Source organism: Variovorax sp. PAMC26660 (assembly GCF_014302995.1).
Taxonomy (GTDB): domain Bacteria; phylum Pseudomonadota; class Gammaproteobacteria; order Burkholderiales; family Burkholderiaceae_C; genus Variovorax.
In genome coordinates this window covers 6815699-6827134 of record NZ_CP060295.1, presented here as the reverse complement: position 1 = coordinate 6827134, position 11436 = coordinate 6815699, and the positions used below count along the sequence as shown (strand labels likewise).

11 protein-coding genes are annotated in these 11436 nt (G+C 65.7%); 9 read left to right on the top strand and 2 right to left on the bottom strand.

All coding sequences use genetic code 11. The annotated features are described in order from the left end of the window. Complete coding sequence (locus H7F35_RS31945) at positions 1-705, top strand: hypothetical protein (protein WP_187110496.1); 705 nt, start codon at positions 1-3, stop codon at positions 703-705. A 217-nt stretch (positions 706-922) separates the two neighbouring features. On the opposite strand, the gene H7F35_RS34960 is transcribed toward H7F35_RS31945, so the two are convergent. Together H7F35_RS34960 and H7F35_RS31940 are read right to left on the bottom strand one after the other, a co-directional pair. After that, positions 923-1048, bottom strand: a complete 126-nt coding sequence (locus tag H7F35_RS34960; protein WP_261803439.1) for a hypothetical protein — start codon at positions 1046-1048, stop codon at positions 923-925. A 114-nt stretch (positions 1049-1162) separates the two neighbouring features. After that, a complete protein-coding gene (locus H7F35_RS31940) occupies positions 1163-1639 on the bottom strand; it encodes a hypothetical protein (RefSeq protein ID WP_187110495.1) in 477 nt (158 codons plus the stop codon). Positions 1640-1801: 162 nt separating this feature from the next. On the opposite strand from H7F35_RS31940, the gene H7F35_RS31935 reads away from it, so the two are divergent. From H7F35_RS31935 to H7F35_RS31900, 8 genes are all read left to right on the top strand, one after another. Next, on the top strand, positions 1802-2593 hold the full coding sequence (locus H7F35_RS31935; protein WP_187110494.1) for a class II aldolase/adducin family protein: 792 nt from the start codon (positions 1802-1804) through the stop codon (positions 2591-2593). Between the two features lie 70 nt (positions 2594-2663). Next, the gene (locus tag H7F35_RS31930; RefSeq protein ID WP_187110493.1) at positions 2664-4232 is read left to right on the top strand and encodes an ABC transporter substrate-binding protein; all 1569 of its coding nucleotides are present in this window, start codon (positions 2664-2666) and stop codon (positions 4230-4232) included. A gap of 34 nt (positions 4233-4266) precedes the next feature. Next, the gene (locus tag H7F35_RS31925) at positions 4267-5241 is read left to right on the top strand and encodes an ABC transporter permease (RefSeq protein ID WP_187110492.1); all 975 of its coding nucleotides are present in this window, start codon (positions 4267-4269) and stop codon (positions 5239-5241) included. Positions 5242-5641: 400 nt separating this feature from the next. Then, positions 5642-6487: an ABC transporter permease gene (locus tag H7F35_RS31920; RefSeq protein WP_187110491.1), complete on the top strand. Its 846-nt coding sequence runs from the start codon at positions 5642-5644 to the stop codon at positions 6485-6487. Beyond that, a complete protein-coding gene (locus tag H7F35_RS31915; RefSeq protein ID WP_187110490.1) occupies positions 6484-8136 on the top strand; it encodes an ABC transporter ATP-binding protein in 1653 nt (550 codons plus the stop codon). The genes H7F35_RS31920 and H7F35_RS31915 overlap by 4 nt, the downstream gene beginning before the upstream one ends. After that, positions 8136-9074 (top strand): 2-hydroxyacid dehydrogenase, encoded by a 939-nt coding sequence (locus H7F35_RS31910; RefSeq protein ID WP_187110489.1) that lies wholly within the window; start codon positions 8136-8138, stop codon positions 9072-9074. The genes H7F35_RS31915 and H7F35_RS31910 overlap by 1 nt, the downstream gene beginning before the upstream one ends. A gap of 49 nt (positions 9075-9123) precedes the next feature. Next, positions 9124-10518 (top strand): aspartate aminotransferase family protein, encoded by a 1395-nt coding sequence (locus H7F35_RS31905; RefSeq protein WP_187110488.1) that lies wholly within the window; start codon positions 9124-9126, stop codon positions 10516-10518. After that, positions 10515-11417 carry a DMT family transporter gene (locus H7F35_RS31900; RefSeq protein WP_410010746.1) on the top strand — a complete coding sequence of 301 codons (903 nt, stop codon included), beginning with the start codon at positions 10515-10517 and terminating at the stop codon, positions 11415-11417. The genes H7F35_RS31905 and H7F35_RS31900 overlap by 4 nt, the downstream gene beginning before the upstream one ends. Positions 11418-11436 lie beyond the last annotated feature (19 nt).

Below are 11436 nucleotides of genomic sequence, written 5' to 3'. Positions count from 1 at the left end.
ATGAAATACAGAACCGATGACCTTGCGTTGTTGCTGAGTACCGATTGGTTTCTTCAGCTCTGGGGAACGTGTGGTCTGCTCAGCCCTTCTCCAGCTGCAGCGGAGATGAACAGGCAGTGTCGCGAGATCGTAAGAGATTTTGTCGGCGAGAACACGCGATACTGGGACGTGGAGTACTCACGATCGCGGATGAAGAAAACAGAAGATCGATTTCTGCAAGCGATGAGCGTGGCGCGGCTGGTTGCGCATGACCGTGAAACCCTATCCGGATTGAATCAAGGGCAGTCATCCAATACGCATTCCCTCGAAAACACTTCCCTGATATTCAACCTCTTGATGCTACTGACGTCGAACGGCGTTGCAGATAAGGATATGCGGGACGGAATTACTCCATCAATGTTTCAGAAGATCCAGGCGAGCCTTGCCAAGCATGCAGATGAGGATCGATCGGAAATTGTTGGTGCTGCATCGCAGGCCAGGACAAGGTGGGATGCATGGGCCGCGCAAATTACATCCGAAATCCCGGGCTTGCTCTTGGGCGTGGCCAGGGACGTCTATGACTACAACGGTCCCGCCGCCGCACTATGGGGGAGCCTACGTTCAGGTATGAGTGAGTCGGAGATGTCGGCCCTGAAGCTGTGGCTCAATCACTGGGGCCAAGAGCTTGCCGGCGTAGCCGTCATCGATCCCGGAGAAGTTCACTAAACGTCTTGTAGGTCCGAACGGAAGCGCCTCCTGCTCGTGACCGTTAATCCCGGGGCCCGCTGGGCCAGCCCATCGCCTGGACCTGGGCCTCTCTCTTCACCGTCCGAACAGCTTCCGAACAATCGACGGTCCAAGTAACCCCGTCAGGAACGGATGACGTTCGACCAGTTTCTTGCCCTGCGCGAATGCACTGGAATCCACGATGGTCTGGGCAACGTTAATCGCGCTTGTGCTTGACGGCCGTTTTCTGGGGAACCTTGGCGATTTGCTGCTTGGCCTTGGCCACCTTGATTGCGAGCAGTCCGCGAACTGGGCCTTGCAATGGTTTGGTCTCAAAGAACATGGCTCTCTCTTTCATTGGTTAATTGATTCGACGGCATGCCGTTGCTCCCGGAGCAGTGCGTTCAATTCCTTGCTGAGCTGGCGCGCTTCACGCCAACCCCCACCGGCATAGGCGTTACGCGACACCTTGGCTTTTCCTTCGGGTGTTTTTGGTCCGGTGGCTTTCTCCCACGGTCGCCAGGTGCGGATAAGCAGGGACTGCCGTTCCCGGCGCTCTTGTGTCCATCCATTCGCCATTGCTGCTCTCCAAAATTTTGTTTTGCGCGGTATCGCCGGTTTCCGCCTGCGCCTGTCGTGGCCGTCTAAGTAACGCCTGGGGATCAGGTGCAGGGGACTCGCCCTTGTTCTGATGCTGGACGACTGATCCCGGGCAACCTCGCAATTCGATCGTGCAGCGCTGCGCCAGGAATCGCCCGTCATTGCATTCGTGATTCGGTGACTCAGTGCGCGGCTGAGCCAAGAACGCGCCTTGCGGGGGCACTTCGCCGGTGCGCCCAGGCACACAAACGGACCCTTCAACCACGCCGATGTCGCGCGCTTGCATGCGCGCGCCATCGGCGTTTTTGCGTTCCGCCCCTTCGTACGGCGTCACTTTTTCCGCCTCCGACCTGCGACCAAGGGCTTACCCCATCACGCGGGCCTGCATATTGCTTAAGACTGTCGCGGGTCAACTGTCGACAGATTGCACTGTCGATCCAATGAACCCGAACAAGGCGCCGGCGACTCCCCGTCGGGCCTGAAAAAGGAACGCGATATGCAATTGCACGCAGTGGACCGCAAGGCCCCACCCGTTTCCGACGCCGAGCGCCAGGTCCGCGAAGACCTGGCCGCGGCCTACCGGCTGGTGGCGCACTACGGCATGGACGACAGCATCTACACGCACATCTCCGCGCGGGTGCCGGGCACTGAAGACCAGTTCCTGATCAACCCCTTCGGCATGTTGTTCCGCGACATCACGGCCTCGTCGCTGGTCAAGATCGACCTGGCGGGTCGCACCCTCGACGACTCGCCCCACGACGTGAACCCGGCCGGCTTCACCATCCACAGCGCGGTGCACGCGGCGCGCCACGACGCGGCCTGCGTGCTGCACACGCACACAGTGGCAGGCGTGGCGGTGTCGTCGCTGGCTGGCGGGCTGCAGCCGTGCAACCAGTGGGCGCTGCAGTTCTACCAACGCGTGGTCTATCACGACTTCGAAGGCATCGCGCTGGACCCCGAGGAGCGCGAGCGCCTCGTGGCCGACCTGGGCCCGACGGCCCGCGCGCTCATCCTGCGCAACCATGGCCTCGTCACGCTCGGCCGCACGGTGTCCGAAGCCTTCATCCTGATGCTCAACCTGGAGCGCGCCTGCCGCGTGCAGGTGGCCATCCAGTCGAGCGGCCTGCCGGTGTACCCGGTGCCGGCCGAGGTCTGCGAGAAGACCGCGCAGCAGTACGAAGCCGGTGGCGGCAGCGATCTGCCCGGCCACTCCGACCCGAACGCACGCGAATGGCGCGCGATGCTGCAGCGCATCGAGCCCGCACCGGCCACGTCGTTCCGCGACTGACCTGCTTTTCCCCGTTTCTTTCTTCCGTCCCTGTCCACCACCTCGCAAGAGCCAGAAGGAGTTCGCCCCCATGAAACGTCGCAACCTCATCCAGATGGGTGCCGCTGCCACCGCCGGCCTGACGCTGGCCGGCGTTCCCCTGCACCTTTTGGCCGCCGGCAAGAAGGGCGGCGTGATCAACGCCGTCGTCCAACCTGAACCTCCGGGGCTGATGCTGGGCATCACGCAGAACGGCCCCACGCAGATGATCTCCGGCAACATCTACGAAGGCCTGCTGCGCTACGACGAGAAGATCAATCCGCTGCCTTCGCTGGCCACTTCGTGGACCGTCAACAAGGAAGGCACGCTCTACACCTTCAAGCTCAAGCCCGGCGTCACCTGGCATGACGGCAAGCCCTTCACCTCGGCCGATGTGGTGTTCTCGGCCGATGTGTTCCTGCGCAAGACGCACGCACGCCTGCGGGCCAACCTGGCCGCGGTGGAAAGCATCCGCGCCATCGACCCGCTCACGGTCGAGTTTAAGCTCAAGTACCCCTTCGGGCCCTTCATCGGCATCTTCGAGGTCGGCAGCATGCCGATGGTGCCCAAGCACATCTACGACGGCACCGACTTCGCCACCAACCCCGCCAACGCCACGCCCATCGGCACCGGCCCGTTCAAGTTCAAGGAGTGGGTCAAGGGCTCGTACATCCAGCTCGTGGCCAACGACAAGTACCACGTGAAGGACGTGCCGCTGGTCGACAGCGTCTACTTCCACATCATTCCCGACGCGGCCTCGCGCGCGGCGGCCTTCGAATCGGGCAAGGTCGACCTGGTGCCCGGCGGCGCCGTCGAATACTTCGACGTGCAGCGCCTGGCCAAGCTGCCCGGCGTCGCGGTCACCACCAAGGGTTGGGAGTTCTTCGCGCCGCATTCGTGGCTGTGGCTCAACAACCGCAAGGCACCGATGGACAACGTCAAGTTCCGTCAGGCCGTGATGTTCGCCATGGACCGCGAGGCCATGGCCAAGATCGCGTGGCAGGGCTTCGCCAAGCCCGCCACCGGGCCGTTCAACAGCAACATCAAGTTCCACAGCACCGACGTTGCCAAGTACCCGCGCAACATCGAGACCGCCAAGAAGCTGCTCGCTGAATCGGGCTACAAGGGCGAAACGCTGCGGCTGCTGCCGCTGCCCTATGGCGAGACCTGGTCGCGGCAGGCCGAGATCCTGAAGCAGAACCTGGCGCAGGCCGGCATCAAGGTCGAGATGACCGCCACCGACGTGGCCGGCTGGAACCAGCGCCTGAACGACTGGGACTACGACCTCGCCTTCACCTACGTCTACCAGTACGGCGACCCGGCCTTGGGCGTGGCGCGCAACTACACCACCGCCAACATCGCCAAGGGCTCGCCCTTCAACAACGTCGAGGGTTATTCCAACCCGAAGATCGACGAACTGTTCGATGCCGGCGCGCGCGAGACCGACCCGGAAAAGCGCAAGGCCACCTACCTGCAGGCGCAGAAGATCCTGCTCGACGAGGTGCCCGTGGCCTGGATGCTGGAGCTCAACTTCCCGACGCTCTACCGCACCAAGCTCGGCAACATCATCAGCTCGGGCATCGGGCTGAACGACAGCCTCGGAACGGCAACGGTCGCATGACGGCACGCCAGCACCCGCAACGAAGGAGCCGCCGATGAAACGCACGCAGTTCATGCTCACCCGCGTGCTGCAGGGGCTGGTGGCGATCCTGCTGATCGCCACGGTCAACTTCATGCTGGTGCGCGCCGCGCCGGGCGATCCGGTGTCGGTGCTGGCCGGCGAGGCCGGCGCGTCCGATCCGCAGTTCGTCGCGCAACTGCGCGCGCAGTTCGGGCTCGACCAGCCGCTGTCCACGCAGCTCGCCACCTACGTCGGCAAGGTGGTGCAGCTAGACCTCGGCTATTCGTACCGCCAGCAGCAGCCGGTGCTCAAGCTCATCATGGACCGGCTGCCGGCCACGCTGCTGCTCACGGGCACTGCCTTCGCGCTGTCGCTGCTGTTCGGCATCACGCTGGGTGCGTTGTCGGCGCGGCGCGCGGGCACCTGGGTCGACAGCGGCATCACCGTGGTGGCGCTGCTGTTCTATGCCACGCCGCTCTACTGGCTCGCGCTGATGGCGGTGCTGGTGTTCACGGTGCAGCTCGACTGGCTGCCGGGCTTCGGCCTCTCGACCGTGGGCTCGGGTGCTACCGGCTTCGCACTGGCACTCGATGTGGCCAAGCACCTCGTGCTGCCAGCGCTCACGCTCGCGCTGTTCTACATGGCCGTCTATGCCCGCATGACGCGCGCCGCGATGCTCGAAGTGGCGCAGATGGACTTCGTGAAAACCGCGCGCGCCAAGGGTGTGCGGCCCGGCCGAATCCTGCGCGCGCATGTGTTGCGCAACGCGCTGCTGCCGGTGGTCACGCTCGCGGGCATCCAGGCCGGCGGGATGATCGGCGGCGCGGTGCTCACAGAGACCGTGTTCGCATGGCCCGGCATTGGCCGCCTGATGTTCGATGCGCTCCTGCAACGCGACTACAGCCTGTTGCTGGGTGCCTTCCTGGTGACGGCCGCAATGGCGGTCCTGTTCAATCTGATCACCGACCTGGTTTACACGCTGGTCGACCCACGGATCGAACTGACATGAAAACCTGTTTTTGGGGTCGCCGCGTTGTGTTTGATGTGCGTTGTTCAGGGCGCTGCTGTTGTTCAGGGCGTCGCTCACGCCGACACGGTGCTCTTTTTCGCGAATGTCCCCCGCTTCGCTCCTCCTTTATTTCGCGAAAAAGAGCCCCGTATCGACGTGAGCGTTATGCGGAGCGGTCGTTGATCGCCGATCACCAGCAGCGTGCCCCTGTGCGAATGACGCCGGGTGCTCCCCGCAGCGAAATAAAGGAGGAGCGAAGCGGGGGACATTCGCGGAGGGGAGCACCCGGTGTCATTCGCACCCGCCCTGAAGAACAACAGCGCCCCGAACAACAGCACCAAGAACAAAAGCCCACAGAACTCAAGCAACCCGCAACACAACGCGCAGCGGAGCAACCGACATGATGAACAGTCCTTTCTGGAGGCGCTTTCGCCGCAACAAGGGCGCAGTGGCCGGCATGGTCGTGCTGCTGGTCGTGGCGGCGGTCGCGCTGCTTGGTCCATGGCTCGCCACCAACGACCCGTGGGCCATGGTGGAGCAGCCCTTCGTGCGGCCCTGGTCCGAGCCCGGCTTTCTGCTGGGCACCGACACGCTGGGGCGCGACATTCTCTCGGGCCTCGTCTACGGCGCACGCGTGTCGCTCCTGATCGGCGTGGTGTCCACGCTGGTGGCACTGCTCATTGGCGTCTCGCTTGGCGCGGTGGCCGGCTACTTCGGCGGCTGGATCGATGCCGCGCTGATGCGCTTCACCGAGCTGTTCCAGGCGGTGCCGAGCTTTGCGCTGGCCATCGTGCTGGTGGCGATCTTCGAGCCCTCGATCAAGTCGATCGTCGTGGCCATCGCGATCGTCTCGTGGCCGCCGGTGGCGCGGCTGGTGCGCAGCGAATTCCTCACGCTGCGCCAGCGCGACTTCGTGCAGGCCGCGCTGCTCGCGGGGCAATCGACGCCGCGCATCATCCTCACGCAGATACTGCCCAACGCCATGTCGCCCATCATCGTGATGGCCTCGCTGATGGTGGCCACGGCCATCCTGCTCGAAAGCAGCCTGAGCTTTCTCGGCCTGGGCGACCCGAACCAGATGAGCTGGGGCTACATGGTCGGCGCGGCGCGCACCGTGCTGCGCCAGGCGTGGTGGATGGCGCTGTTTCCGGGGCTGGCCATCGTGCTGACGGTGCTTGCACTCAATCTTGTGGGCGAAGGCCTGAGCGACGGGCTCAACACGCGGCTCGACGGGAGGGGCAAATGAACGCCACCGTGACGCCGATGAAGCCCTTGCACCCCGTTCTTGAAATCACCGACCTGAGCATCTCTTTGCCCGCAGGCGCAGACCGCGCACTGGCCGTCGAAGGCGCCACGCTCTCGGTGATGCCGGGCCAGACGCTGTGCGTGGTCGGCGAGTCGGGCTCCGGCAAGTCGATGATCGCCAACGCGGTCATGGGCTTGCTGCCGCGCCCGCACGTGGCACCGGTGGCGGGCCGCATCCTGTTCGACGGCCACGACCTGCTGCAGCTCACCGAGCCGCAGATGCGCGAGCTGCGCGGCCGGCGCATCGGCATGGTGTTCCAGGAGCCGATGACCGCGCTGAACCCGGTGATGTGCATCGGCGAACAGATCGGCGAGGTGTTCGACGCGCACGGCAAGGTGCCCGCGGCAGAGAAGCGCCGCCGCATCCTTGCGGCGCTGGCCGACGTGGGCCTGCCCGACCCCGAGCTGCTGATCGACAGCTACCCCTTTCGCCTGTCGGGCGGCCAGAGGCAGCGCGTCATGATCGCCTGCGCGCTGGTGCTGGAGCCCGTGCTGCTGATCGCCGACGAGCCCACCACCGCGCTCGACGTCACCACGCAGGCGCAGATCCTAAAGCTCATCCGCGAGCTGCAGCAGCGCCGTGGCACGGCCGTGCTCTTCATCACGCACGACTTCGGCGTGGTCTCCGAAATTGCCGATCACGTGGTGGTCATGCAGACCGGCCATGTGGTGGAGTCCGGGCCGGCCGCGCAGGTGCTCAGTGCGCCGCAGCATCCCTACACGCGCAAGCTCATCGCCGCCATTCCCGATGGCCAGGCGCAGACCGTGCCGCACGACGACAAGACGCGCGTGCTGCAGGTGCAGGACCTGTGCAAGACCTACCACTCCAGCGGGGGCCTGTTCAAGCGTGGCCGCGCGGTGCAGGCGGCGAAGGACATCAACTTCGAGCTGCACCGCGGTGAAACGCTGGGGCTCGTTGGCGAGTCGGGCTCGGGCAAGTCGAGCGTGGGGCGCTGCCTGGTGGGGCTCGCGCCCTTCGACAGCGGCCGCATCATCTTCAAGGGCCGCACGCTCGCGCAGGGCAAGAACTTCCGGCGCGGCGTGGCCGGCAAGATCCAGATGGTGTTCCAGGACCCGTATGCCTCGCTCAACCCGCGCCACCGCGTGGGGGCAGCCATCGCGGGCGGCCCGATTGCGCAGGGCGTGAGCAAGGCCGAAGCCATGGCGCGCGCCATGGAGCTGCTCAAGCTCGTGGGCTTGGGCGCCGATGCGGCGCAGCGCTATCCGCATGAGTTTTCTGGCGGGCAGCGCCAGCGCATCGGCATTGCCCGCGCGCTCGCGATGCAGCCCGAGCTGCTGGTGGCCGACGAGCCCGTGTCCGCACTAGACGTGTCGGTGCAGGCGCAGGTACTGGAACTCTTTGCCCAGGTGCGCGAGCAGTTCCAGCTCGCGATGGTGTTCATCACGCACGACCTGCGCGTGGCCGGGCAGATGTGCGACCGCATCGCGGTGATGCAGCGCGGCGAAGTCGTGGAGTACGGCGAGACCCAGAAGGTGCTCAACGATCCGCAGCATGCCTACACGCGCAAGCTGATCGACGCGGTGCCGCGTCTGGCAGGGCAGGTCGATGCAGTGGCGAGGGTGGCCTGATGCCCTGTGTCGCGCTCCTGAGCGATGTGCTCGACATGCACTACCTCGCGCCCGCATTCCGCGCGCACTGCCCCGACATCGACCTGCGCCTGGGCGCCGACCTCGGCCCGCTCGACCAGATCGATGCCGCCGTCTGCTGGTATCCACCGCACGGTTTGCTCGCACAGTTGCCGCAACTGCAACTGGTGCAATCGCTGGCAGCGGGCGTCGACCACATCACGGCCGACCCACACCTGCCGCGCGCATTGCCGCTGTGCCGCATCGTCGATCCGGAGATGGCCACCGGCATGACGGCCTATGTGTGCTGGGCCGTGATCCAGCACCAGCGGCACATGCCGGCGTACCTTGCGAGCGCGGCAAGGGGCGCCTGGCAGGAACAGCCGATGAGCCCTCCGGGGCGCCACCGCGTCGGCATCGCGGGGCTTGGCACCTTGGGTCTGGCCTGTGCCGAGGCGCTGTCTGCCATCGGCTATCCGGTGCGCGGCTGGAGCCGCAACGCCAAGGCCGATCTGCCGGCCGGCATTGTTGGCTTTCACGGCGATGCGCAACTCGACGAATTTCTCTCGGGCTGCGACACGCTGGTGTGCCTGCTGCCGCTCACGCCGCAGACGCAGGGCTTTCTCGATGCCGATCTGTTCGCACGCCTGCCACGCGGTGCGCACCTGATCAACGTCGGGCGAGGCGCGCATCTGGTCGAAGCCGACCTGCTGCGCGCGCTTGAGCGGGGTGAGCTGTCCGCTGCCACGCTCGATGCCTTCACGCAGGAGCCGCTGCCGCCGGAGCACCCTTTCTGGGCCGACCCGCGCATCCTCGTCACGCCGCACATCGCCACCCGCACCGACGTCTCGGTGATCGCGCAACAGACGCTCGACAACCTCGCGTTGCTGCAGCGCGGGCAGCGGCCGGGCACGGCCGTCGACCTCGAACGGGGCTACTGAGCCGCGAGGCGCTCCTTCCCATATTCCCTCCATCAAAACGGACAGGTCCATGAACGCATCCATTCCCGCTTCCGCCCTGCAGTCGGCGCATGCCGAACGCGCCGCCAACGACATCGCGGCCCATCTGCACCCCTTCACCAACCTTGCGGCGCATCCGCAGGTCGACCCGCTCGTGATCGAGCGCGGCGACGGCATCTACGTGGAAGACGACCAGGGCCGCCGCTACCTGGAAGCCATGTCAGGCCTGTGGTGCGTCTCGCTGGGCTTCAGCAATGCGCGCCTGGCCAAGGCCGGCAGCGATGCGCTGCACACGCTGCCTTGTTATCACACCTTCAATCACCGATCGAACGCGGCCGCCATCGCGCTGGCTGAAAAGTTGATTGCGATGGCGCCGGTGCCCATGTCCAAGGTGTTCTTCGCCAACTCGGGCTCGGAGGCCAACGACACGGCGGTCAAGCTGGTCTGGTACTACCACAACGCCATCGGCAAGCCGGCCAAGAAGAAGATCATCGCGCGCCGCAATGCGTACCACGGCGTCACCGTGGCGGCGGCCAGCCTGAGCGGCCTGGTCCCCAACCACCGCGACTTCGACCTGCCCATCGACCGCATCCTGCATGTCGATTGCCCGCACCACTACCGCTACGCCGAGCCCGGCGAAACCGAAGAAGCTTTTGCCACGCGCCTGGCCGATGCGCTGGAGCAGCGCATCCTGGCCGAAGGGCCCGACACCGTGGGCGCCTTCATCGCCGAGCCGGTCATGGGTGCCGGCGGCGTGCTGGTGCCGCCCGCCACCTACTTCGAGAAGGTGCAGGCGGTGCTGCGCAAGTACGAGGTGCTGCTGATCGCCGACGAAGTGATCTGCGGTTTCTGCCGCACCGGCGAGATGTTCGGCTCCACCACCTTCGGCCTGCGGCCCGACATCCTCACGGCCGCCAAGGCGCTGTCGTCGGGCTATGTGCCGATCTCCGCCGTCATGGTGTCCGAGCAGGTGCATGCGGCCGTGGCCGCCAACAGCGGAAAGATCGGCACCTTCGGCCATGGCTTCACCTACTCGGGCCACCCGGTGACGGCCGCGGTGGCGCTCGAGACATTGCGCATCTACGAAGACGAAGAAGTGCTCGCGCACGTGAAGTCGCTGGCGCCGAAGTTCCAGGCCGGCCTGCGTCGCTACGCTGGCCATCCGCATGTGGGCGAAGTGCGCGGCGTGGGCCTGATCGGCGCGCTCGAACTCGCGGCCGACCCGGTGAAGCGCACGCCCTTCGATCCCGCAATGAAAGCCGGCGCACGCCTGGCTGAATTCGCGTTGGCCGAAGGCCTGATCGTGCGCGCCATGGGCGATGCGGTGGCTTTCTGCCCGCCGCTCATCATCACGGCCGCGGAAGTCGACGAGATGTTCGAGCGCTTCGATCGCGCAATGGTCCGTTTCGAGGCCTCGCTGGCGTGAAGACGGCCAGCGCCACAAGCGTCGCAACGGGGCTGCGCCCGCCGGGCTCCAGGAGCACCGGCGTCGCGCTGTTCTTCTGCGCGCTGATGGCCTTTGCGAGCTACGACGCCTTCTGCAAGTACATGCTGCAGTTCTACCCGGCGCCGTTCATCAACCTGATGCGCTACCTGTCGGTGATCTGCATTGCCTTCGCCATGCTGCTGCGCCACGGCGACCTGCGCATCTGGCGCGCGCCGCAGAAGAAGTTGCTGCTGCTGCGCGGCACCATGCTCGCAACGGTGGCCACCTGCTTCATGACGGCGCTGATCTGGATGCCGCTGGCCGAGGCCACCGCCATCTACTTCACCGCGCCGCTGCTCATGGTGGCGCTGTCGCCCTGGCTGGTCGGCGAATCTGTGCGGCGCAGCCAGTGGGTGGCGGTGAGCGCGGGCTTTGCCGGCATGCTGCTGATCGTGCGGCCCGGCGGCAACCTGCCATGGCTGGGCACGGTGTTGATGGCGGTGTCGGCTGTTTGCTACGCCATCTTCCAGTTGCTCACGCGGCGCCTCGCGGGGTTGGTCGCCAGCCCGGTGCAGTACGCGTACACCGCCGTGGTGTGCCTCGTCGTGACCGCGTTGCCCGCGCCGTTCTTTCTGCCGGCCGAGCGGCCTGCCGCCGGCGCCGTGTTGTTGCTGCTCGCGGGCGGTGCCTGTAGCGGCCTTGCGCAATGGCTGCTGCTGGCGGCCTTCGAGCGCGTCGAGGCCGCCACGCTGGCACCGCTCAATTACTTCCAGCTGCTGCTTGCCGTGGCCTTCAGCACCTTCTGGTTCCATCGGCCGCCCGACGGGTTGGCCATGGCGGGCATTGCGCTGATCGTGGCGGCGGGCATCTACCTGGCGCGGCGGCCGGTGAAAAAATAGCCCCCACACCCGTCATACA

Excerpts from the sequence above, each read along its gene's own strand:
- H7F35_RS31935 (WP_187110494.1), top strand. The coding sequence starts at position 1,802 with ATGCAATTGCACGCAGTGGACCGCAAGGCCCCACCCGTTTCCGACGCC.
- H7F35_RS31945 (WP_187110496.1), top strand. The coding sequence starts at position 1 with ATGAAATACAGAACCGATGACCTTGCGTTGTTGCTGAGTACCGATTGG.
- H7F35_RS31915 (WP_187110490.1), top strand. The coding sequence starts at position 6,484 with ATGAACGCCACCGTGACGCCGATGAAGCCCTTGCACCCCGTTCTTGAA.
- H7F35_RS31930 (WP_187110493.1), top strand. The coding sequence starts at position 2,664 with ATGAAACGTCGCAACCTCATCCAGATGGGTGCCGCTGCCACCGCCGGC.
- H7F35_RS31910 (WP_187110489.1), top strand. The coding sequence starts at position 8,136 with ATGCCCTGTGTCGCGCTCCTGAGCGATGTGCTCGACATGCACTACCTC.
- H7F35_RS31905 (WP_187110488.1), top strand. The coding sequence starts at position 9,124 with ATGAACGCATCCATTCCCGCTTCCGCCCTGCAGTCGGCGCATGCCGAA.
- H7F35_RS31920 (WP_187110491.1), top strand. The coding sequence starts at position 5,642 with ATGATGAACAGTCCTTTCTGGAGGCGCTTTCGCCGCAACAAGGGCGCA.
- H7F35_RS31925 (WP_187110492.1), top strand. The coding sequence starts at position 4,267 with ATGAAACGCACGCAGTTCATGCTCACCCGCGTGCTGCAGGGGCTGGTG.
- H7F35_RS34960 (WP_261803439.1), bottom strand. The coding sequence starts at position 1,048 with ATGTTCTTTGAGACCAAACCATTGCAAGGCCCAGTTCGCGGACTGCTC.